Origin of the sequence: Comamonas sp. (assembly GCF_036666375.1) — a bacterium.
Classification (GTDB): domain Bacteria; phylum Pseudomonadota; class Gammaproteobacteria; order Burkholderiales; family Burkholderiaceae_C; genus Comamonas.
This window is the reverse complement of the sequence record NZ_JAVWWA010000060.1, coordinates 8138-30478: the sequence shown is the minus strand read 5'-3', so window position 1 is coordinate 30478 and position 22341 is coordinate 8138. Positions and strand designations below refer to the sequence as shown.

Annotated in this window: 22 protein-coding genes; 9 read left to right on the top strand and 13 right to left on the bottom strand. The window is 66.0% G+C overall.

Translation table 11 applies throughout. The features are described 5' to 3' along the window. Both RR928_RS15095 and RR928_RS15090 read left to right on the top strand, forming a co-directional pair. Nucleotides 1-711: anaerobic C4-dicarboxylate transporter family protein (locus RR928_RS15095; RefSeq protein WP_332683141.1), on the top strand; the 711-nt coding region annotated here is incomplete at its 5' end. Further along, complete coding sequence (locus RR928_RS15090; protein ID WP_332536664.1) at nucleotides 708-1736, top strand: N-formylglutamate amidohydrolase; 1029 nt, start codon at nucleotides 708-710, stop codon at nucleotides 1734-1736. The genes RR928_RS15095 and RR928_RS15090, both read left to right, overlap by 4 nt. Nucleotides 1737-1749: 13 nt before the next feature. Here RR928_RS15090 and msrA read toward each other — a convergent pair whose 3' ends face one another. From msrA to RR928_RS15070, 4 genes are all read right to left on the bottom strand, one after another. Next, entirely contained in the window at nucleotides 1750-2451 is a 702-nt protein-coding gene (gene msrA / locus RR928_RS15085) for a peptide-methionine (S)-S-oxide reductase MsrA (protein WP_332549793.1), read from the bottom strand. A 109-nt stretch (nucleotides 2452-2560) separates the two neighbouring features. Beyond that, the gene (locus RR928_RS15080; RefSeq protein ID WP_332536661.1) at nucleotides 2561-2821 is read right to left on the bottom strand and encodes a pentapeptide MXKDX repeat protein; all 261 of its coding nucleotides are present in this window, start codon (nucleotides 2819-2821) and stop codon (nucleotides 2561-2563) included. A 95-nt stretch (nucleotides 2822-2916) separates the two neighbouring features. Then, nucleotides 2917-3708 (bottom strand): molybdopterin-dependent oxidoreductase, encoded by a 792-nt coding sequence (locus RR928_RS15075; RefSeq protein ID WP_332683138.1) that lies wholly within the window; start codon nucleotides 3706-3708, stop codon nucleotides 2917-2919. Beyond that, complete coding sequence (locus RR928_RS15070) at nucleotides 3705-4355, bottom strand: cytochrome b/b6 domain-containing protein (protein WP_332536657.1); 651 nt, start codon at nucleotides 4353-4355, stop codon at nucleotides 3705-3707. Before RR928_RS15070 ends, RR928_RS15075 begins: the two co-directional genes overlap by 4 nt. 98 nt (nucleotides 4356-4453) lie before the next feature. Here RR928_RS15070 and RR928_RS15065 point away from each other — a divergent pair, with 98 nt between their 5' ends. Both RR928_RS15065 and RR928_RS15060 read left to right on the top strand, forming a co-directional pair. Next, nucleotides 4454-5179 carry a response regulator transcription factor gene (locus RR928_RS15065; RefSeq protein WP_332536656.1) on the top strand — a complete coding sequence of 242 codons (726 nt, stop codon included), beginning with the start codon at nucleotides 4454-4456 and terminating at the stop codon, nucleotides 5177-5179. Beyond that, the gene (locus RR928_RS15060; RefSeq protein WP_332536720.1) at nucleotides 5179-6660 is read left to right on the top strand and encodes a sensor histidine kinase; all 1482 of its coding nucleotides are present in this window, start codon (nucleotides 5179-5181) and stop codon (nucleotides 6658-6660) included. The genes RR928_RS15065 and RR928_RS15060 overlap by 1 nt, the downstream gene beginning before the upstream one ends. A gap of 331 nt (nucleotides 6661-6991) precedes the next feature. On the opposite strand, the gene RR928_RS15055 is transcribed toward RR928_RS15060, so the two are convergent. The 4 genes from RR928_RS15055 to RR928_RS15040 all read right to left on the bottom strand — a co-directional run bounded on the left by RR928_RS15055 (nucleotide 6992) and on the right by RR928_RS15040 (nucleotide 11238). Next, nucleotides 6992-8362 carry a hypothetical protein gene (locus RR928_RS15055; RefSeq protein WP_332549440.1) on the bottom strand — a complete coding sequence of 457 codons (1371 nt, stop codon included), beginning with the start codon at nucleotides 8360-8362 and terminating at the stop codon, nucleotides 6992-6994. Between the two features lie 219 nt (nucleotides 8363-8581). Beyond that, on the bottom strand, nucleotides 8582-9484 hold the full coding sequence (locus RR928_RS15050) for a ZIP family metal transporter (protein ID WP_332549441.1): 903 nt from the start codon (nucleotides 9482-9484) through the stop codon (nucleotides 8582-8584). A 12-nt stretch (nucleotides 9485-9496) separates the two neighbouring features. After that, a complete protein-coding gene (locus tag RR928_RS15045) occupies nucleotides 9497-10123 on the bottom strand; it encodes a superoxide dismutase (RefSeq protein WP_332539516.1) in 627 nt (208 codons plus the stop codon). A gap of 191 nt (nucleotides 10124-10314) precedes the next feature. Continuing rightward, nucleotides 10315-11238, bottom strand: coding sequence for a LysR family transcriptional regulator (locus tag RR928_RS15040; protein WP_332539514.1), 924 nt, complete (start codon nucleotides 11236-11238; stop codon nucleotides 10315-10317). A 158-nt stretch (nucleotides 11239-11396) separates the two neighbouring features. On the opposite strand from RR928_RS15040, the gene RR928_RS15035 reads away from it, so the two are divergent. The 3 genes from RR928_RS15035 to RR928_RS15025 are packed head-to-tail and all read left to right on the top strand — an operon-like array spanning nucleotide 11397 to nucleotide 15263. After that, nucleotides 11397-13100 (top strand): acyl-CoA dehydrogenase family protein, encoded by a 1704-nt coding sequence (locus RR928_RS15035; RefSeq protein WP_332683134.1) that lies wholly within the window; start codon nucleotides 11397-11399, stop codon nucleotides 13098-13100. 52 nt (nucleotides 13101-13152) lie between these two features. Further along, a complete protein-coding gene (locus RR928_RS15030; RefSeq protein ID WP_332549443.1) occupies nucleotides 13153-14130 on the top strand; it encodes a Bug family tripartite tricarboxylate transporter substrate binding protein in 978 nt (325 codons plus the stop codon). Between the two features lie 11 nt (nucleotides 14131-14141). Further along, nucleotides 14142-15263 (top strand): CaiB/BaiF CoA transferase family protein, encoded by a 1122-nt coding sequence (locus tag RR928_RS15025; RefSeq protein WP_332539510.1) that lies wholly within the window; start codon nucleotides 14142-14144, stop codon nucleotides 15261-15263. 10 nt (nucleotides 15264-15273) lie between these two features. Here RR928_RS15025 and RR928_RS15020 read toward each other — a convergent pair whose 3' ends face one another. The 5 genes from RR928_RS15020 to lptF form a co-directional block, all read right to left on the bottom strand. Continuing rightward, nucleotides 15274-16452 (bottom strand): pyridoxal phosphate-dependent aminotransferase, encoded by a 1179-nt coding sequence (locus RR928_RS15020; protein ID WP_332549444.1) that lies wholly within the window; start codon nucleotides 16450-16452, stop codon nucleotides 15274-15276. A gap of 58 nt (nucleotides 16453-16510) precedes the next feature. After that, complete coding sequence (locus RR928_RS15015; protein ID WP_332683131.1) at nucleotides 16511-17452, bottom strand: CysB family HTH-type transcriptional regulator; 942 nt, start codon at nucleotides 17450-17452, stop codon at nucleotides 16511-16513. A gap of 77 nt (nucleotides 17453-17529) precedes the next feature. Continuing rightward, entirely contained in the window at nucleotides 17530-17907 is a 378-nt protein-coding gene (locus RR928_RS15010; protein WP_332539505.1) for a sirohydrochlorin chelatase, read from the bottom strand. 2 nt (nucleotides 17908-17909) lie between these two features. Beyond that, a complete protein-coding gene (lptG, locus tag RR928_RS15005; RefSeq protein ID WP_332539504.1) occupies nucleotides 17910-19016 on the bottom strand; it encodes an LPS export ABC transporter permease LptG in 1107 nt (368 codons plus the stop codon). Then, a complete protein-coding gene (gene lptF, locus RR928_RS15000; RefSeq protein WP_332549445.1) occupies nucleotides 19013-20116 on the bottom strand; it encodes an LPS export ABC transporter permease LptF in 1104 nt (367 codons plus the stop codon). The genes lptG and lptF overlap by 4 nt, the downstream gene beginning before the upstream one ends. A 23-nt stretch (nucleotides 20117-20139) precedes the next feature. Here lptF and RR928_RS14995 point away from each other — a divergent pair, with 23 nt between their 5' ends. Both RR928_RS14995 and RR928_RS14990 read left to right on the top strand, forming a co-directional pair. After that, entirely contained in the window at nucleotides 20140-21762 is a 1623-nt protein-coding gene (locus RR928_RS14995) for a leucyl aminopeptidase (protein ID WP_332539502.1), read from the top strand. A gap of 20 nt (nucleotides 21763-21782) precedes the next feature. Beyond that, on the top strand, nucleotides 21783-22217 hold the full coding sequence (locus tag RR928_RS14990) for a DNA polymerase III subunit chi (RefSeq protein ID WP_332539500.1): 435 nt from the start codon (nucleotides 21783-21785) through the stop codon (nucleotides 22215-22217). The last annotated feature ends 124 nt before the right edge of the window (nucleotides 22218-22341 follow it).

Below are 22341 nucleotides of genomic sequence, written 5' to 3'. Positions count from 1 at the left end.
AGCGGCGAGCTGGTGGCACCCGCTGCCGACGCCCAGCTCAAGCCGCCGACGCGCGAAGGCAAGATATCGGCGCTGCTGTTCCTGTGCGGCGTGCTGTTCATCATCGCCGCGGGCATTTTTCCGCAACTGCGGCCGCAGGTGATGGTCAATGGGCAGCTCGCGGGTGTGGACCTGTCCCAACTGATCCAGATCACCATGCTCACCGTGGCCGCGGCCATCGTGGCGTTCGCCAAGGTCAAGGCCGGCGAGATCGTGAAGAGTTCGCTGTTCGATTCGGGCATGGTCGCCGTGGTGGCGCTGTTCGGCGTGGCCTGGATGGCCAACACCTTCATCGCAGCCCACCAGACCGTGATCGTCGACGGCCTGGGCGCGCTGGCCCAGCAGGCGCCGGTGATGATCGCCGTGGCCTTGTTTGCCGTGGCCGCGATGACCACCAGCCAGTCCAGCGCCACCTTTTCCATCATTCCCATAGGCATAGCGCTGGGACTCGAGCCCGCGACGCTGGCCGCCATGTGGCCGGCGGTGGTGGGGGTGTTCCTGCTGCCCACCAACGGTTCGCAGATCGCCACCGTGGAGATGGACCGCACCGGCAGCACGCGCATAGGCAGCGCGGTGATCAACCATTCATTTCTGTTGCCTACCCTGATCTATGCGGTCGTGGCCGTGGGCCTGGGGCTGCTGATCTCGCGAGTCGTGGGAGGTGCGGCATGAGCGCCGATCTGCTGTGGCTGGCCGCTGGCCGCTCCCATGGGTTCGACGATCTGGTGTTCTGGCAGGACCGTGGCCGCCGGCCTTTCGAGGCGGTTGCGGCTGCGGTCACGACGGTGGTGCTGGGGCCGCATGCGAGCGCGGCCTTTCCCGCCGAACTCAAGCCTTTCATCGCCCCGGGCCTGACGCTGCGCAAGCAGCTCGATTACTCCGATGTACTGACCAGCGCGCTGGGCCGCGCCTGGGCGGCGGCTGACCCTGGCGTGGTGTTCGTCGAGAACCCGCATTCGCGCCTGGTGATGGACCCGAACCGCGCGCCGCCCGCGCAGCCGCTGCAGGACCTGCGCGAATTCTGGGCGCGGCTGGCGCGCCAGCGCGCGGGCGAGTCGGGCATCTCGTTCGCGGGCGTCGATGCGATTCGTCCGATCACGTTTTCGGGCGAGGACGTGCTGCTCGAGCCCGCCGACGAGGCCGGCTGGGCGGCGCTGGCCGCGGCGCTGGCGCGCAGCCATGCACTGGGGCCGCAGGCCTATGGCGCGGCCGCCGAAAGCGTGATCGACAAGGTGCGCGCCAGCGGCCCGGCGCGCGGCCTGCTGGTGATCAGCCTGCACGACACCATGAACACCAAGATGCGCGCCGACGGCGCCATCGTCGTCGAGCGGCCCGTGGCCGATCGCCTGCCGGCCTGGGTCAATCTGGGCAACCGTGGCGACGAGAACGGCGAGGGCAGCGAAGTCAGCCTGGCCGCGCCCGCACTGCGCCGGCTTGCGCTTGCATGGGCCGATGCGCTGGGCGCCGCGCCCGCAGAGATCAGCCTCAACCGGCCCTACAAGGGCGCGCATGAAACCCTGCGCTGGGGCCAGGCGCTGGCGGGTCAAGGCGACAGCGGCGCCGTGCAGGCCGAGTTCCTGCGCGAAGCCTTGCTGGGCCCGGCCGCGGTCGCCCACCTGCAGCAGCCGGGCACCGATTGGCCGCAGGGGCTGGAGCCGCGCCTGGCCGACATCGCGCGCAGGCTGGCCCGGGCATGAGCGCGGGCGCGGTTCAGCTGGTTTTTCCCGTGGGGAAAAGCGCGGGCTTGGCCGTGTAATTCTCGGGGAACAGTTTCTTCAGGTCGTCGATCTTGGGCAGGTCGTTGATCATGATGTACGGCTGGCCCGGATGCAGCGTCAGGTAGTTCTGGTGATAGTCCTCGGCGAGATAAAACGGCTTGCCGACCTCGATGGTGGTCGCTATCGGCTTGCCGAATGCCTTGGCCTGATCGAGCTGCGCGATGTATGCCTTGGCGACGCGTTCCTGCTCGCCGTTCTGCGCGAATACCGTCGAGCGGTACTGGGGGCCGCTGTCGGGCCCCTGGCGGTTGAGCTCGGTGGGATCATGCGCGACCGAGAAGTAGATTTGCAGCAGCTTGCCGTAGCTGATCTGCTGCGGGTCGTAGGTGATGCGCACCGACTCGGCATGGCCCGTGCGGCCCGAGCCGATGGCGTCGTAGCGCGCTGTTTTGGCGTCGCCTCCGGCATAGCCCGAGGCCGCATTGCTCACGCCCGTGACATGCTGGAACACGCCCTGAACGCCCCAGAAACAGCCGCCGGCGAACACCGCCGTCTCCGTACCGGCGCTGTTCGCCGGAGTGATGTCGACTGTGGGCGCGGCCACCCGGCGCGGCGTTTGGGCAAAGGAGGGCAGGGCCTGCCAAAGCAGGGCGGCTGCAGCCAGGGCGCTGGCGGTCAAAGTAATGGATTTCATGGAATTTTCCTGGCGCAGTGTGGATGAGGACGCCATGCCCGGACATGGCATTTGCGCCCTATCCGCCCGCTGCGAAGCGCAGGCGAATCGAGCGTCTCGACGCAGGTGCTTACTTGGACATTGCGTCCCTGGACATGCCGTCCTTGGCCATCGAGTCCTTTTTCATGCCGTCCTTTTTCATGCCGTCCTTGGCCATGGAGTCCTTTTTCATCGCATCCTTCTTCATGCCGTCCTTGGACATCGAATCCTTGGCCATGGAGTCCTTGGTCATCGCGCTTTTGCTGTCCTTGGCCATGTCGTCCGCGGCAAAGGCCGAGGCCCCGGCAACGGCGATGCAGGTGGCAAGAAGGGTAGTGGTGAGCTTGTTCATTTGGAGTCCTTGAGTGCAGTGGTCAGAAGAACGGCCTGTTCCGCGGAACATGGCCTTGCGCTTTCATTGGCAGTCGAGAGGCGCATGCCGCTCCTTCAGCTGCCGCCGAACCAGTTGTAGCCCTGGTCTTCCCAGTAGCCACCGGAATAGGTGTTGGTGACGAACATCGCCATGATGTGTTTCGGATTCTTGTAGCCCAGCTTGGTCGGCATGCGCAGCTTCATAGGGAAGCCGTACTTGGGCGGCAGCGGCAGGCCGTCGTAGGTCAGCGCCAGCAGCGTCTGCGGGTGCAGGGCGGTGGGCATGTCTATGCTGGTGAAGTAGTCGTCGGCGCACTTGAAGCCGACGTACTGTGCGCTGGTATCGGCGCCGATACGGTGCAGAAAATCGGCAAAGCGCACGCCGCCCCATTTGCCTATGGCGCTCCAGCCTTCGACGCAGATATGGCGGGTGATCTGGTCATGCTGCGGCATGGCGCGCAGCTCGGCCAGCGTCCACGCGTGGCGGACCGCAACCATGCCGCTCACTTCGAGCCGGTAGCCGGCCTCTTCCACCACGCGCACTTCGTCCTCACCGTAATAGGCGTTGAAGGGAAACGGGCGCGTGATCTGCGCATCGGTATAGGTGGGCGCGAGCTGCGCGGGGTCGAAGAGCAGCGCCTGGGCCCGGTCGTTGAAGCGCGAGATCCTGGCCAGCGCGGCTTCGACATGGGCGTCGTCGCTGATGCTGCAACCGGTCAGCAGCGACAGTCCGCCCAGCGTGAGCGAGCGTTGCAGGAAGGCGCGGCGCGCGGGCAGCGCGACTTGCCGGCCGATCAGCCGCTGCGCTTCGCGCACTGCGGCCGCGCCATCGATGTTCGCCAGCGTCGGGGCTTGGAAGATTTTCATGGTGTCTTGGGCGCGTGGCCGTGAATCATCGCGCTCAGCGTGCGCGGCACCAGCGCCACCATCACCAGATGCACGACAAGAAAGAGGGCAATGCCTGCCATGGCGAAAAAGTGGATGCGGCGTGCGAGCTCGTAGCCCCCCAGCAGTTCGCGCAGCAGCGGAAACTGCACCGACTTCCACAGCACCAGGCCCGACAGCACGATCACGATGAGGTCCAGCAGCACGCACAGATAGGCGAGCTTTTGCACCTGGTTGTATTGGCGCACGTCGGCGTGCGAGAGCTTGCCGTGGAGCGCTCCCTTGAGGTCGCGCAGCAAGCCCCGCGGCGTGAGCGGAAAGAACTTGCGCGCCAACCGGCCGCTCAAAAGGTTGAGCGCCAGGTAGAGCAGGCCGTTGAAGAACAGCAGCCACATCGCGGCGAAATGCCACTGCAGTGCGCCGCCCAGCCAGCCGCCCAGCGTGATGGCCGGCGGGAAGGTGAATGCAAACAGCGGCGAGGCGTCGTAGATGCGCCAGCCGCTGAGCATCAGGATCACCACGGCCAGCGCATTGAGCCAATGCGTGAGGCGCAGCCACAGCGGGTGGATGGGCCGGCTGTCGGCGGGCCGGGCCGGCGCGGCAGAAGGGGCGATGAGAGTGCGGTTCATGGCGTGAATTGTTGGCCGCAGCCCATCGCCGATGTATCACGCAAAGTTCAATTAATTGTGATAACTCGGCAGCGCATAACGCGAGAAAATACCAGCCTATGGACCCCACCAAACGCGTATTGATCGTCGAGGACGATCTGCACATTGCGGAGCTTTTGCGTTTGCATCTGCGCGATGAGGGCTATGCCGTCACGCATGCGGGCGACGGCCATGCGGGCCTGGCCGAACTCGAGCGCGGCAGCTGGGATGCGCTGGTGCTGGACCTGATGCTGCCGGGCATCGACGGCCTGGAAATCTGCCGGCGCGCACGCGCGATGGCAAGGTATACGCCGATCATCATCATCAGCGCGCGCTCCAGTGAAGTGCACCGCATCCTGGGCCTGGAATTGGGCGCCGATGACTATCTGGCCAAGCCTTTTTCGGTGCTGGAACTGGTGGCGCGCGTCAAGGCGCTGATGCGGCGCACCGACGCGCTGGCGCGCAACGCGCGCATGGATTCGGGCAGCCTCAGCATAGGTGAGCTCGACATCGAGCCCCTGGCGCGCGAGGTGCGCGTCAACGGCAGGCCCATCGAGCTGACACCGCGCGAATTCGATCTGCTGTACTTCTTTGCACGCAGCCCGGGCAAGGTGTTTTCCCGGCTCGACCTGCTCAACCAGGTCTGGGGCTATCACCATGACGGCTACGAGCACACGGTCAACACGCATATCAACCGGCTGCGCATCAAGGTCGAAGCCGATCCGGCGCAGCCGCGGCGCATTCTCACCGTGTGGGGCCATGGCTACAAGATGTCGGCCGCGGCCCACGGTGAGGGCGCATCATGATGGCCTGGGCCACCTTGTCGCGGCGCCTGTCGATGGTGTTCGCGGCCTTGCTGCTGGTGTGCTGCGGCGCCTCCGTCTGGCTGCAGCTGCGCTCCAACGGCAAGCATGAGCAGGAAGTGATACAGCGCCTGTCCAGCGGCCTGGCCGCGCACATCGCGCAGAACGCCGAATTGATGAAACCGGGCGGGCTGGACCAGGGCGCGGTGAAGGACTTGTTCGACAAGCTCATGGCGGTGAACCCTAGCGTGGAGGTCTATCTTCTGGGGCTCGACGGACGCATCGAGGCCCAGGCCGCGCCGCCGGGCCATCTCAGGCGCGACCGGGTCGATCTGCAGCCGGTGCAGCAGTTGCTCGCGGGCGCGGCCTTGCCCATCGTGGGCGACGATCCGCGCAGTCCCGATGTGCGCAAGGTGTTCAGCGCCGCCCCTTTGCGCATGAACGGCCGCGATGCGGGCTATGTCTATGTGGTGCTGCAGGGCGAAGACCACGACGCGCTGGTCGCCCACACGGCGGCAGGAACGGTGCTGCGCACCACCCTGTGGTTGATGGGCCTCGTGGCCTTGCTGGGTCTGCTTGCGGGCCTGGCCGCGTTCCGCCTGATCACGCGGCCGCTGCGCGAGCTGACGGTGGCGGTCAAGCGCTTCGAAACCGAGGGCATGGACGCGCTGCAAACCGAGGCGCCGCGGCTGGCGCGGCTGTCGCGCGGGCATGACGAAATTGCGCAGCTTGGCCAGGCGTTCACGCAGATGACGCAGCGCATCGCCGAGCAATGGCGCGAGCTGACGCTGCAGGACCAGCAGCGGCGCGAACTGTTCGCCAACATCTCGCACGACCTGCGCACGCCGCTGACATCGCTGCACGGCTATCTTGAAACCCTGATGCTCAAGGCCGCGACGCTGGACGAAAGCGAGCGCCGGCGCTATCTGGAAATCGCGCTGGACCAGAGCCGCAAGGTCGGAAGGCTCGCGCAGGAAGTGTTCGAGCTGGCGCGGCTGGAATACGGCGTGGTCAAGCCCGACAAGGAAAACTTCGCGCTCGCCGATCTGGTGCAGGACGTGTTCCAGAAATTCGAGCTGGCCGCCGAAGCGCGCCAGCAGCGACTGCGGCCCGATATCGCGTCCTGCCTGCCTGCGGTGTGCGCCGACCTGGGAATGATAGAGCGCGTGCTGACCAACCTGCTGGACAACGCCATCCGCCATACGCCCATGGGCGGCGAAATCGAAGTGCAGCTGCGCGCCCACGAAACGGGCGTGGCGGTGCGGGTCAGCGATACGGGGGCGGGCATACCGGCGCAGCTGCGCAACTCGCTGTTCATGCGCCCGGTCTTCGGTTCGCGTTCCGGCAGCTCGGGCAGCGGCGGGCTGGGGCTGGTCATCGTCAAGCGCATCCTGCAATTGCATGGCAGCGATATCCGGCTGCTGGAGCTGCCTGACAGGGGCGCGGTGTTTTGCTTCCAGCTCGCCGGCGCCGAAAGCGGCTGATGCGCCTTGGATGCCCGACCGCGCTGCGCGCGGCCGTGCTCAGGCGAGTGCGGTATCGAGCACCATCTCGCGGAGTGTTGGACGATGCAAGCGCCGACCATGGCGCCCATGGGTCCGACCAGGCACTAAGAGCCGCTAACACAACCCTTGCTGCGTCGTTGCGTCGCCTTGTCGTGCTACTTGCACTGCCTGCGGCACCGCGCCTAGCAGCAACCGCAAATCTTCGATTTGCTGGGTCGTGTTAGCGGCTCTAAGCCTGGCCACAATAGCACGCAAGCTGACAGGGCCCCGAGCCTGGCATGGACGCCGGCCTCGTCCATGCCGCGCGTGGCTATTGGGATACGGCCATCCATATTTCTTCGTTTTTGGTGTCGAATGCGGTGCTCTTCGGGTTCTTGAGGCCTATCGTGGTGACGATGGCGTATTTGACCTCCCCTCGAAGCGTTGTGAACCTGAAGGCCTTTGCATGGGCGGTGAAGACTTCGCCATCGTCAGCTTCTTCCCAGCCGCCTTTCTGGAACGGCGCCAGGTAGTCGGTGACGACATAGGGATCTTCCTCTTCCCTGGGATCTGTGATCGTGGCGTTGCCTTGTTGATCGAGGCGGATGGTCGTGAAGTAGCGCCAATTGCTGGCATCTGAGTACTGCTTGAATGTTCTTCCCAGCAATTCCTTGGGGTCGACTTCTACCATCTCGTCCGAAATGTAGGCATAGGTGACTGAGCCGCCAAGATTCCAATGCCACGCGCCCATATCATCAAGTGGTTCCGGCTGCGGGCTGTTGGGCGAACCCAGAATGCCGAAAAGATTGCCGAAGAAGGGTCGAATAGCGTCGAAATGCGCGTTGCTCTCGAGTCCGGTGATGGCGTCGTCCTCTCGCTTCTTGAGGAATGCAGTTTTCGTTCCCCGCAGCGGGTCGGGAACATGCAGCACATCCCGGCCATCCTCATCCTTGAAGATGCTCATGCGGAAAGTGCGCAAGCCGGGCGTGGTGATCACCGTTGCGGCATAGGAACCCGCGGCCAGTGTTTCTCCCGCAGCCACGCGCGCCGTGGCGCTGACATGGGTCAGGCCTGCGGTCTTCAATGCGTGGCTGTAGCTTTCCAGCAGGTCGTCCGCTGCATCGCCGGCTTGCGCGTTGAAGCGTGAGGTCATTGGATGGAAGCCGGCTGGCAGCGCGGCTTGCGCGGGCAGCGATGCCAGCGTGGCGTGGAGCCCATCGAGCGCCCGGGCCAGCTTGGCGTCGGTGATGGTTGCGGCCAACTCGCCCTGCGTTGCGCCGGCAAGCCATAGTGCCGGGCGCTGACCGCTCATGCTGGCGACCATCAGGTCTGTCAAGGGCGTGATGTTCGCCGTGCCCGCCGCGCTGGCCACCGAGTGCAGCGGCTGTGCCAGGGGCTGGCCGTTGGCCACTCCACCGGTGATGGCCAGCGCGCAGGGATAGTCGCTGTCCATCAACCGGAGCCTGAAGCCACCGTCAGTCCCCGTAACGGTAGAGGCACTTGCGCCGGATGCGCATCTGCAATCGACCTGGGCTTGCGCTATGGGCGCGCCCAGGGCGGCGACACCACTGAGGGTGGACAGTTCCGCGGGGCCGGCGGCGTCGTTTCCGGCTGCATCGTTTCGGACACCCACCTCGCTGGAACCTTCACCGCCGCACGCAGCCAGTGTCATTGCGAGCACCGCGGCGAATGCAGACTTCACGAACTTTCTTTTGGGGAAATGGAGCAATTTAAGCCTCTTGATAAACAAGCCATGATTGGCATAGCCAATGTATTTGAGTTATCAAAATGCAATAGTTATTAACTACTGATAAGCTTGTGGGAAGTCTCCTACACAGAATTGCGAATAATCGTGATTACGCGCCATTCATTGCTGCCTTGATGCGCCTTGTATGCCCGACCGCGCTGCGCGCGGCCGTGCTCAGGCGAGTGCGGTATCGAGCACCATCATCATCACGAAGCCCAGCATCAGCCCGGCGGTGGCAAACACTTCGTGGCCCTTGCGGTGGGATTCGGGAATGATTTCGTGGCTGATGACAAACAGCATCGCTCCCGCCGCAAAACCCAGGCCCCAAGGCAACAGCATCGCGGAGTGTCCGACGATGGAAGCGCCGACCACGGCGCCCATGGGCTCCACCAGGCCCGAAGCCATGCCTATGGCGACGGCCAGAATGCGACCGTAGCCCGCGGCAAGCAGTGCCGCGGCAACGACAAAGCCTTCGGGCACGTCCTGGATCGCAATGCCTATCGCCAGCGCGTTGGCGCGCAGGCCTTCGTTGCCCGCGTAGCCCACGCCTATGGCCAGGCCTTCGGGAATGTTGTGCAAGGCAATTGCGATGACGAACAGCCAGGTGCGGCGCAGCTGCTGGGCGCTGGCGCCTTCGCGTCCCTTGATGAAATGTTCGTGCGGCAGCAGCTTGTCCAGCGCCAGCAGCACCAGGCCGCCGAGCAAAATGGCCGTGCCGACCGAGCCGCTCGCGGCCCAGGCGCTGCCGCCGGCCTGGCGCACCGCGTCCAGGCCTGGAATGACCAGCGAGAACGCGCATGCCGCGAGCATCACGCCGGCACCGAAACCGAACAGCGTGTCCTGCAGGCGTTCGGACGGGCGCTGGGCCAGCAGCACGGGCAAGGTGCCCAGCGCCGTGGCCAGCGCTGCGACGCCGCCGGCAAGCAGCGCGCCGCGCGCCGCCGGATTGTTCTGCAGGCCGTTCCAGACCAGGGCGCACAGCGCCCATACGCCAAGAATGGAAATCGCCAGCCCGATCCGGGTTCTGAGCCGCATGCGTTGTGTGGCGCGCGCAGCGCAGGCGCTGGAGTCATTCATGCGTGGGTCCGATCAGCCTTGCAGCGCCTGGGCGTGGCGGCGAGCGACTTCGGCCCAGTCGATGACGTTGTAGAACGCCGCGATGTACTCGGGGCGACGGTTCTGGTACTTGAGGTAGTACGCATGTTCCCACACATCGAGCCCGAGGATGGCGGTATTTCCGGAACCGATGCCGACCATGGCCGGGTTGTCCTGGTTGGCGCTGCTTTCGACCGCAAGCTTGCCGGCGCTGTCGACCGTGAGCCAGGCCCAGCCGCTGCCGAAGCGGCTCAGCGCGGCCTTGGTGAACGCGGCCTTGAAGGCTTCGAGGCCGCCGAGGTCGGACTCGATTGCGCGCGCCAGATCGCCCGCAGGCTGACCTCCGCCCTGGGGCGACATGACTTGCCAGAACAGGCTGTGGTTGGCGTGGCCGCCGCCGTTGTTGCGCACCGCGGGGCGCAGCGCTTCGGGCAGGGACTCGACCTGGGCAATCAAGGCCTCGATGGAAAGTTCCGCATACGCGCTGCCTTCAAGCGCCGCATTGAGATTGTTCACATAGGTCTGATGGTGCTTGGTGTAGTGGATCTCCATCGTCTGCGCATCGATGTTCGGCTCGAGGGCGTCATAGGCGTAGGCAAGCTGGGGCAAGGTAAAGGGCATGGGAGTCCGTCTGGGGAGTGGGAAAAAATGCGCGGCGCGCGCAGGACAGGGCAGGCCGGCGAAAGGCTTGCGCGCAGAAGTCCTTCATTCATTGGAAATGATATTAAATGAGAATCATTACCGATGCAAAACCCATTCGAGCCACATTGACTTAGGCATTTTCCGCTGAATCCGGTGAGCGCTGCGCCCGTTCAGCGTTCGGCTGCGCAGGCCATTTGCAGGTGCTCTTTCACGACCGAATGCAGGTGCGCCAGCAGTATCGGCACCAGAGGATGCGCGGGCGAGGGGCGCCACATGGCCTGCAGCACCGACAGCGGCGTTTTGCGCGCGATCGGCTTGAACGCCAGGCCCTGCATGCCCGCGCGCTGCAGGCAGGCCGGCACCAGAGACACGCCTTGGCCGGTGCTCACCAGCGACAGCACGGACAGCCAGTGGCGCACCTCATGCCGCAGCTCGGGGTCGAACCCGGCTTTCTGGCACATGCTGCGTATCACGCGAAAGTAGTCGGGCGACACGGCTTCGGAAAACAGGATCAGGCGTTCGTTGGCCAACTGGGCGATGGAGATCTTCGCCTGACCCGCCAGCGGGTGGCCCGCGGGAATGCAGGCGATGAAGGGCTCGGAGGCGATGGTCTGCGCGCTCATGCCCGGCGGTGGCGCCATGGTATGCATCAGTCCCAGATCGATCTTGCCGGCCTGCAGCGCCCCGACCTGGTCGATGCTGTTGAGTTCATGCAGGTCCACGCGCACGTGGGGGTATTGGGCGCGCATGCGTTCCAGCGCTTCGGGCAGGCCGCGGTACATGCTCGAGCCTACGAAGCCCAGGCGCAGGCTGCCGGCCATGCCCAGCGCCACCGCGCGCGTATCGACGGCCGCGCGGCGCGTTCTCTCCAGAATGTCACGCGCCTGCACCAGCAGGTGTCGGCCCGCGTGGGTCAGGCGCACGCCGCGGCTGTTGCGCTCGAACAGCTGGGCGTCCAGCGTGCTTTCGAGCTGCTTGATGGCAATGCTCAGCGGCGGCTGCGAGATGCACAGCCGCTGCGCCGCGCGGCTGAAATGCAGCTCCTCGGCGAGCACCACGAAGTACTGCAACTGGCGGGTTTCTAGGTGGATCATTGGGGGCTTGGGAGCTTGTGCCGTGATCGGCCCGGCAGGCGCTGTGGGCGATGGATTGATATCTTCAGTATATAGATCAATTTATTAATAATATTTGACGCGAATAGGCTGCGTTCCCAGAATTTGTCCATGCGAGCCCGGTGGCCGCAGGAGACAAAATGAACATGAGCCCAGCGCAACAATCCCTGGAAACACGCACCGTCCACCCGGTGCCCGACCGCCACGGCAGCAACCTGTACACGACGGACACGCAGTTCGCGCCCCTGCTGCAGCTGTATCTGCCGCAGGACGTCAACGCCCACCTGCAGCCCTATCTCACGCGCATGGGCGAGCTCGCGGGCGGACGGCTCGACGAGCTGGCGCTGATCGCCGACAAGAACCCGCCCACGCTGGCGCAGCGCACGCGCACCGGCCAGGACGCGCAGCGCATTGACAAGCACCCGGCCTATGTGGAAATGGAGCGCGTGGCCTATGGCGACTTCAGCCTGGCCATCATGTCGCACCGCGAAGGCGTGCTGGGCTGGGCCGCAAAGCTGCCGCCGCTGGCCAAGTACGCGCTGACCTATCTGTTCGTGCAGGCCGAGTTCGGCCTGTGCTGCCCGCTGTCTATGACCGATTCGCTCACACGCACGCTGCGCAAGTTCGGCGCGCCGGCGCTGGTCGACAAGTACTGGGCGCAGCTCACGGCCACAGACTTCGCCGACCAGGCGCAGGGCGCGATGTTCATGACCGAACAGGCGGCCGGCTCCGACATCGCCAACACCCAGACGCTGGCCGCGCCCCATGCCGACGGCGCGTGGCGCCTGACCGGCGACAAATGGTTCTGCTCCAACCCGGACGCGGCTTTTGCCATGGTGCTGGCGCGCGTCGAAGGCGACCCGCCGGGAATGAAAGGCGTGTCGCTGTTCCTGCTGCCGCGCAGGCTGGACGACGGCAGCAGCAACCACTACCGCATCATCCGCCTGAAGGACAAGCTGGGCACACGCTCCATGGCCAGCGGCGAGATCCAGCTGGATGGCGCTGTCGCCTATCTCGTGGGCGAGCAGGGCCGGGGCTTCGCGCAGATGGCCGACATGGTGAACAACTCGCGCCTGTCCAACGGCGTGCGCGCCGCGGGCATGATGCGCCGCGCCGTCGCCGAGGCCGAATACATCGCCCAGCACCGCCAGGCGTTTGGCAAGGCCTTGCAGGATATGCCGCTGATGCGCCGCCAGCTCGACAAGCTGCGCATGCGCAGCGAACAGGCGCGCACCATGGTGCTGCAGACTTCCCAGGCGCTGCAGCGGTCCGATGCCGGCGAGCCGGGCGGCTATGCGCTGCTGCGCATTCTCACGCCGCTGATCAAGTTCCGCGCCTGCCGCGATGCGCGCAAGGTCACGGGCGACGCCATGGAAGTGCGCGGCGGCTGCGGCTATATCGAGGAGTGGAGCGACCCGCGCCTGGTGCGCGATGCCCATCTGGGCTCGATCTGGGAAGGCACGAGCAACATCGTGGCGCTGGACGTGCTGCGCGCCATACGCCGCGAGGACTCGCTGGCCGCGCTCCAGGCCCATGCGGCCGCGCTGCTGGCGCAGACCCAGGCGGCGCCGGCGTTCAAGCAGGCGCTGCACGCCGCCATGCAGCGCGCGGGCGAATTTGCCGCCGCTGCCGTGGCCGCGAATGCCGACGGCGAGCGCCTGGCGCGCAGCGCGGCTTCGGCGCTCTACAACAGCTTCACGGCCATCGCCATGGCCTGGGAAGCCAGCCAGACCGGCAGCGCGCAGCGCCTGCGCTGGGCCCAGCTGGTGCTGGTGCACCGCGTGCTGCCGCGCGATCCGCTGCAGGAGGCGGACATTCCCGCTGCATGGCTGCAAACGGCCTGAGGCTGGCGGCAGGCGCGCAATGACGACAACACTACAAAAATGGAGACAGACAATGACAAGCCCTAGATTCCTGCTCGCATGTGCCTTGGCCTGCAGCGCCGCCACCGCGGCCCTGGCCCAGGGCGAGGCATTTCCTTCCAAGCCCATCACTTTTGTCGTGCCGTTCCCGCCCGGCGGCCCCACGGATGCGATGGCGCGCACGCTGGCCGCGGCGCTGACCGATGAAATCGGCCAGAGCGTGATCGTGGAAAACAAGGCTGGCGCGGGCGGCAACATCGGCGCCGATGGCGTGGCGCGCGCCAAAGCCGATGGCTACACCATCATGTTCGGCACCTCGGGGCCTCTGGCCATCAACAAGAGCCTGTACAGCAAGATCTCCTACGATCCCGTGACCAGCTTCGCGCCCATCATCCATGTGGGCTACCTGCCCAACATCCTGGTGGTCAATGCCAACGTCAAGGCCGCCAACCTCAAGGAGCTGATTGCGCTCGACAAGGCCAAGCCCCAGAGCCTGAACTACGCCTCGTCGGGCAACGGCGCCTCGTCGCATCTTGCGGGCGTGCTGTTCAACAAGATGGCCGGCACCACGCTGCAGCATGTGCCGTACAAGGGCACGGGCCCGGCGCTCAACGACCTGCTCGCGGGCCAGGTGCAGATGAGCTTCACCGACATCCTCACGGCCATGCCCTACATCAAGGCCGGAAGGCTCAAGGCCATTGGCGTGGCGACCGAAAAGCGTTCCCAGGCCATGCCCGAGATCGCCTCCATTGCCGAGCAAGGCCTGCCGGGCTACGACGTCAGCGTGTTCTTTGGCGTGGTCGCGCCCGCGGGCACGCCGCCCGAGCGCGTGGCCAAGCTCAACAGCGCCTTCATCCAGGCGCTGAAAAAGGACAAGGTGCGCGCCAGCTTTGCCGCCCAGGGCCTGGAGTCGGCCACGGACCATACGCCCGAAGGCCTGACGCGCTTCATCAAGGCCGAAACCGCCAAGTGGAAGACCGTGGTCGATGCTTCGGGCGCGAAGCTCGATTGAGGGAATACACCATGCAAACCACAACGCCTGCGCGCGGCGCGCTCCAGGGCATGCGCGTGCTCGACCTGTCGCGCGTTCTGGGCGGCCCGCTGTGCGGGCAGATTCTCGGCGACCACGGCGCGGACGTGCTCAAGATCGAGCCGCCCGGCGGCGACGACACGCGCGCCTGGGGGCCGCCGTTCAAGGACGGCGTGGCTTCCTACTACCACGGGCTCAACCGCAACAAGCGCATCCAGTTCCTGGACCTGAGCGCGCCCCAGGGCCAGGAAAAGCTGCTGGCGCTGATGGCCCAGGCCGACGTGCTGATCGAGAACTTCAAGATCGGCACGATGGAAAAATGGGGCATTGGCTTTGCGCAGATGCAGCAGCGCTTCGAGCGCCTGGTCTGGTGCCGCGTCAGCGGCTTTGGCGCCGACGGCCCGCTGGGCGCCTGGCCGGGTTACGACGCCGCCATCCAGGCAATGACCGGGTTGATGAGCGTCAACGGCGAGCGCGACGGCGGGCCCTTGCGCGTGGGACTGCCCGTGGTCGACATGGTGACGGGAATGAACGCGGTGATAGGCGTGATGCTGGCCCTGCACGAGCGCCAGCGCAGCGGCCTGGGCCAGCTGGTCGACGCCGCGCTCTACGACAGCGGCATCTCGCTGCTGCACCCGCATGCTGCCAACTGGTTCATGGACGGCAAGACGCCGCAGCGCTCGGGCAATGCCCACCCCAACATCGCGCCCTACGACGTGCTGCAGACCGGCTCCATTCCGCTGTTCTTTGCCGTGGGCAATGACCGCCAGTTCAAGCTGCTGTGCGAGCACATCGGCTGCGCACAGCTGGTGCAGGACAGCCGCTTTGCGACCGCCGGCCAGCGTTCGGTGCACCGCGAGGCGCTCAAGCCCCTGCTGGAACAGGCGCTGGCGGGCTTCGAAGGCAATGCGCTGGCCACGGCGCTGATGGCGATCGGCGTGCCGGCCGCGCCCGTGCAGGCTGTGGATGCGGCGCTCGCGCACCCGCACACGCTGCACCGCCAGCTGCGCGTGCAGCTGCCCGGCTACCAGGGCGTGGGCTCGCCGATCAAGCTATCGCGCACGCCGGCGACTTACCGCCATGCGCCGCTGACCCCGGGCGAGCAGTTCGATTGACGGCTGCGGCTCAGAGCTTGCGCAGGCGCGCCAGCGCCGCGTGCAGCGTCGCGTCTTCCTTGGCAAAGCAAAAGCGCACCACGCGCTGGTCGAAGCCGTCGCCGTAGAACGCCGACAGCGGAATCGCCGCCACGCCGATCTCGCGCACCAGCCATTGGCAGAAATCGGCTTCGCTCAGATCGCTGACGGCCGAGATGTCCACGCACTGGAAGAAGCTGCCGGTGCTGGGCAGCAGCTTGAGGCGAGAATCCGCCAGGCCCGCGCGAAACAGGTCGCGCTTGGCCTGGTAGAACGCCGGCAGGCCCTGGTAGCGCGCGGGCTCGGCCAGGTAGCTTGCCAGGCCGTGCTGCATGGGCGTGTTCACGGTGAACACGTTGAACTGGTGGACCTTGCGGAACTCGGCTGTCAGCGCCGCGGGCGCGGCCACGCTGCCGACCTTCCAGCCGGTGACGTGGAAAGTCTTGCCGAAGCTCGAATTGATGAAGGCGCGCGCCGCCAGGCCGGGAAAGCGCGCCGCGCTCTGGTGCACGGCGCCGTCAAACACCATGTGCTCGTAGACTTCGTCGCTGATCAAGAGCACGTCGGTGGGCGCGAGCAGTTCTTCCAGCGTGCGCATTTCCTCGGCGCTCCAGATGGTGGCGCTGGGGTTGTGCGGCGTGTTGATGATCAGCAAGCGCGTGCGCGGCGTGATCGCCGCCGAAATCCTGGCGAAGTCGGGGCGGAAGCTGCCCGGCGTCAGCGGCACGCGCACCGGCACGCCGCCGGCCAGCAGAATGTTGGGAATGTAGCTGTCGTAGCAGGGGTCGAGAACGATGACTTCATCGCCCGGGTGCACGCAGGCCAGGATGGCCGTGAGAATGCCCTGGGTCGCGCCCGCGGTGATGGTGATCTCGCTGTCGGGGTGGTAAGTGCGGCCGTGCAGCGCCGCGATCTTGGTGGATACCGCCTGGCGCAGCGCGGGCACGCCGGGCATGGGCGGGTACTGGTTGTGGCCGGCCAGCATGGCCTGGTGCACGGCCTCGATCAGCGCCGGGTCGCAGGCAAAGTCGGGAAAGCCCTGACCCAGGTTCACGGCCTGGTGCTCGGTGGCCAGGGCCGACATCACGCTGAAGATCGTGGTGCCGACGGCGGGCAGCTTGCTGGCGAAAAGAGGCGTGCGGGGTGCGGATGCAGCAGGGGTAGAGGTCATGGTGCAGCAGGAAAAACAATAAGGCACCGCGGGCCGGTGCGCAGGTCAGTCGGAAGAATCAGAGTTCGTAATCGGCCACATGGCCGTTCATGGCGCGCACCACCAGGTCACGGCTCAAACGGTCGCTGAGCAGCTCGGCGAACTTGTAGACGAAGTTGCGCATGTAGGCGCCGCGCTTGAACGCGACGCGCGCCACGTTCTGGCCGAACAGATGGCCCATGGGGCGCACCACCAGGTCGCCGGCCGGGTCGTCGCGCATCGCCATTTCGGCGACGATGCCAATGCCCAGGCCCAGGCGCACATAGGTCTTGATCACGTCCGAATCGATGGCTTCGAGCACCACGCGCGGCTGCAGGCGGCGTGCGGTGAATGCCTGGTCGATCTTGTTGCGGCCCGTGAACGAGGGGTGGTAGGTGATCAGCGATTCGTGGGCAATGTCGTCCAGCGAGATGCGCTCTTTTTGCGCCAGCGGGTGGCTGGGCGGCACGACCAGCACATGCTGCCATTCATAGCAGGGCAGGGTCACGAGTTCGGGGTAGTCGGCCAGCGACTCGGTGGCCATGCCGATCTCGGCGACCTCGTCGATCACCATGCGCGCGACTTCCGCGGGCGTGGCCTGGTGCAGGCTGATGTGCACCTTGGGATAGATCTCGCGCAGCTTGGCGACCGAAGGCGGCAGCACATAGCGCGCCTGCGTGTGGGTGGTGGCGATGCTCAGCGTGCCGCTGTCCTGGGCGCTGAACTGTTCGCCTATGCGCTTGAGGTTGCCCACTTCGCGCATGATCAGCTCAATGCTTTGCAGCACATGCTGGCCGGGCTCGGTGATGCGCTTGAGGCGTTTGCCGTGGCGCGCGAAAATGTCCACGCCCAGCTCTTCCTCCAGCTCGATGATGGCTTTGGAGACCCCGGGCTGCGAGGTGTGCAGGGCTTTCGCCGCCTCGGTGAGATTGAGGTTGCGGCGCGCGGCTTCTTGGACGAAGCGGAATTGATGCAGGTTCATACTGATTTCTGCTAAGAGCTTCCATCATTATGACGCATTTGTCTAACAAGAGCCGCTAATTTGCGGCCCGCAACGCGTTATTCGGTCGCTATCTGCGCGAGCAAGGCCGTGACGCGCGCGTCCTCGCCCACGGATGCCTGCACTTCAACCTGCACGTCGGGGTGGCGCGCCTGCAGCTCGGCGACCAGCCGCGGAATGTCTTCGCGCGCATGCTTGCCCGTGCCCAGGAACATGGGCGTGATGCGCAGCTGGCGCACGCCCTGGGCAATCAGCTGGTCGGCGGCCTGGGCCAGGCTGGGCTCGGTGAGTTCCAGATAGGCGCAGCAGCAGGGCGACTGCGGCTGGGCGCGCTGCACGCGCTGCTGCACGGCCTCGATGGGCGCGCGCCACAGCGGATCGCGCGAGCCATGGCCCAGCAGGATCACGCCGAATGTCGAAGGATTTTCAGTAGTCATGTTCATCGCCTGAGCACCAGCCAGCTGAAGGCGCCGAGTGAAAGCAGGCTGTAAATGAAGCCCGGCGCCGCGGCAGTGAGCCAGGGCGACCAGTTCTGCAGATTGCCCGCGTAGCCGAACACGTTGTTCAGCAGGAAGAAGCTGATGCCGGCCATGACGCCGCCGAACACATAGCCCGCGATGCCGCCCGAGCGGAAATGCAGGTAGGCAAAAGGCAGGGCCAGCACGACCATCACCAGGCAGCTCAAGGGATAGAACACCTTGCGCCAGAATTCGATTTCATAGCGCTGCGCGGACTGGCCGTTGGATTCGAGGTGGCGGATGTACTGGAACAGGTCGAGCGTCGCCATGCGGTCGGGCTTGAGCAGCGAAGCGGCGACCATCTCCGCGCTGATGCGCGTGGGCCAGCGCAGCGCGGCCTCGCGCACGCGATCGAGCCGCGCCTGGCCGGCCTCGACGACATAGGTGCTGCGCGTCACGTTGCGCAGCTCCCAGGTGTCGTCGTTGGTGCTCACCACGGCGCTCTCGGCGCGGGTTTGCGAGGCCATGTGGCCCTGGGCATCGAACTCGAAGATGCGCACGCCCAGCAGGTCGCCGTCATTGCTCAGCGCATTGACGTTGACCGCGAACGAATGATCGCCCTGGCGTTCCTTGAGCCAGGCGCCGGTGGCGCCGCTCGACACCTTGCCCAGTTGCGCGGCCTTCACGGTCTGCGCCAGGCGTTCGGCCGCGGGCGCGATGTAGTCGCCCACGGCAAACGTCAGCACCACGAAACCCAGGCCCAGCACCAGCAGCGTGCGCAAGGCCATCCACGGGCCCATGCCGCTGGTGCGCATGATGGTGAACTCGGAGCTTTGCGCCAGCCGCGCCATCACGAAGATCGTGCCTATGAGCACGGTGATGGGCAGCAGCTCGTACAGATGGCTGGGCAGGCTCAGCAGCACGAACACCAGCGCGTGCGAAGGTTTGTACAGGTCGCCGCCGGTGCGGCCTACCCAGCGCAGCTCATCGATCAGATCGAAGAAGAAAAACAGCCCCAGAAAGGCCAGGGTCACGAAGGCGACGGCGGACAGCGCGTCGCGGTAGATCAGTCGGCGCAGGACTTTCATTGCACGGCTTCCTTGCGTCGGTTGGACCAGAGCGAACGTATCGACCAGCGGTGGTGGCGCGCAAGCAGCACGCCCAGGGCGCACAGCAGCGTGCCGCCATGCAGCAGCGCCAGAAAGCTGAAGGGCCCGATGCGGCCCGCGCCGACCCAGCTTTGTCCCAGCGTCATGAGGTTGTAGTAGACGATGAATGCGAACAGCGCAATCATCAGGCTCGAGCTGCTGCCCGCGCGCGGGTTCACGCTGGCCACGGCCAGGCCCAGCACGAGGAAGTTCAGCGCCGCCAGCGGCAGGCCCAGGCGCCAGCCCATTTCGGCCTGGTAGGCCGGCAGCGCACTGCTCCACAGCGCATGGGTGTATTGGCTGCGCGCCGATGCATCCTCTTCGGCGATCGATGCGCCGTCGCCCAGCTGCAGGCCGTATTCCTTGAACTCGCTGATCTTCACGCCCGGAGTGTCGGTCTGGGTCTCGACGCGCTGGCCGTCGCTCAGGATGACCGTGCGCTGGCCGTTCTCGACAATCAGGCGCGCGCTGCGTGCCGACGTCACCGACTCCGCATGCGGCTCGTTGGTGACGATGAACACATTGCTCGCGGCATCGGCGCCCGGCGTGTCCTTGTCGATGAAGAACACGCGCGAGCCGTCCGACGATTCCTGGAACTCGCCGGGCGCGATGCGGTCGATGTCGCTGCGCTGCGAGTACTGCGACTTGAGCTGCTGCACCTGCTGGTTGGACCAGGGCCAGACCAGCGTTGCGAGCACCGCGATCACCGCCACGACCGGCCAGGCAAAGCGCAGCAGCGGTGGCAGGAACGACACCAGTCCGCGCCCGCTGGCAAACCAGATGACCATCTCGCTGTCCCGGTACATGCGCGACAGAGACCCTACGACGGACACGAACAGGCTCAGACCCAAAATAGTGGGCAACTGGCCCAATACCGTGAAGCCCATGACCATGATCACGTCGGAAGGATTGACATTGCCGCGGGATGCCTGGCCCAACGTGCGAATCAGCATCATGGTCATGACGACCGTGACCAACACCACCAAGGTGGCGCCAAAGCTGCGGGCCAGCTCTTTGCGTATGGATGAATCGAATAACATTGGCTAAAAGGAAAACGCCGATTATGAACTTTGATCTCAAGGCACTGACCATCGCGGCTGCCGCCAACGAAAAATCCGACCTGCTGGTGCTGCTCGTTGCCGAGCCCACGCCCGCCGCGTCCGATCCCCTGTCCTCGCTTGTGGCCCTGGCCCTCAAGCATGGCGACCTGCAGACCGAAGCCGGCAAGTCATTGTCGCTCTATCATCTGCCCGCCATCGCTGCGCGCCGGGTGCTGCTCGTGGGTGCGGGCGATGGCTCGGCCAAGGCCGTTCGCAAGGCCCTGGCCGCTGTCGGCCCGGCGTTGAGCGCGCCCGCGCTCAAGCGCGCTGTAGTGTGCTTCAGTTTCGATGTCCCTGCGCCGGCGCTGACTGCTGCGGTGCAGGCGATTGCCGACGCGACCTATGTCTTTGCCACGACCAAGCCTTCGGCCAAGCCCTGCAGCCTCGAGAAGGTGGTGCTGGGCGTGCCTTCCAAGGCCGCGTCGCAGGCGGCGTTCGACCGCGGCGTGGCTCTGGCGCTGGGCCAGGGCACGACGCGCGAATGGGCCAATCGCCCCGCCAACCATGCGACGCCCACGCTGCTCGCCGACGCCGCCAAGGCGCTGGCCAAGCTGCCCGGCATCGAGTGCAAGATCCACGGTCCGGCCGAAGTCGCCAAGCTCGGCATGGGCGCGTTTCTCGCCGTGGCCCAGGGCTCGGCCGAGCCACTGCGCCTGATCGAGCTGCATTACCAGGGCGGCGCCAAGGGCGACGCGCCCGTGGCCCTGGTTGGCAAGGGCATCACGTTCGACACCGGCGGCATTTCGCTCAAGCCGTCGGCCGAAATGGACGAGATGAAGTTCGACATGGGCGGCGCGGCCAGCGTGCTGGGCGTGTTCCGTGCCCTGGCCGAACTGCGCCCGGCAATCAATGTCGTCGGCCTGATCCCGGCCTGCGAAAACATGCCAGACGGACGCGCCGTGAAGCCCGGCGACGTGGTCACGAGCATGAGCGGCCAGACCATTGAAATCCTCAACACCGACGCCGAAGGCCGTCTGGTGCTGTGCGACGCGCTGACCTATGTTGCGCGCTTCAAGCCGCGCGCCGTGGTCGACATCGCGACGCTCACCGGCGCCTGCGTGGTCGCGCTGGGCGGGCTGCGCAGCGGCCTGTTCTCGAACAACGAGGAGCTGGCCCTGGCGCTGCAGAACGCGGGCGAGGAGGCGCAGGACCTGTGCTGGCGCATGCCGCTGGACGACGACTACGCCGAAGGCCTCAAGAGCAATTTCGCCGACATGGGCAACGTCGCGGGCCGTGCGGGTGGCGCGGTGACGGCCGCGAAGTTCCTGCAGCGCTTCGTGGGCGACATGGCCTGGGCGCATCTGGACATCGCGGGCACCGCCTGGAAGGGCGGCGCGGCCAAGGGCTCCACGGGCCGTCCCGTGGGCCTGCTGGTGCACTACCTGCTTGAAGCTGCCAAGTCCGCTCCTGTGGCGGCCAAGGCAGTGAAGGGTGACAAGGCCGGCAAGACGGTGAAGGCCGCCAAGCCTGTCAAGCCTGTCAAGGCGGCCAAGCTCCCGGCAGCGGCCGACACGACGGCTGCCGTCGCCAAGACGATCACGCCCGCGGCCGGCGCGCCCGACGCCGCGACCGATACGCTGCTTTGAGTGGCGCCAGCGCTGTGACCATGACCGAAGTCGCCTTTCATTTCAACGCGCCCGACAGGCTGGCCTATGTCTGCCGCTTCGTGCGCAAGGCCTTGCGCAACGATGCGCGCGTGGTCGTGACCGGGCCGCAGGCGGTGACGCAGGCGCTGTCGCAGATGCTCTGGAAGCTGTCGCCGCCCGACTTCCTGGCCCATGCCTGCGAAGGCGACGACGCGCAGGTGTTCGCGGCCTCGCCCGTGGTGCTGGTTCAGGACGAGCGCTGCGCGCCGCACCAGGACCTGCTGCTCAACCTCTGGGACAGCGTGCCGGCGCATTTCGCGCCGTTCGCGCGCGTGGTCGAAGTGGTGAGCGCGCATGACGAGCAGGACCGCGCCCAGGCGCGTGTGCGCTGGAAACACTATGCGGGCCTGGGACTGAACATCGTGCGCCATGATCTGGTGCTGAAAGGGGCGTGATGGACTTGTCCAATGCCAAGGCGCCACCGCGCTATGTGCCGACCTTGACCGATGTGGTGCAGGACCCGGCTCACGGTTCCGTGCAGGCGTCAGCGCCCGAGCCCGCTGCGCATGCCGTGCCGGT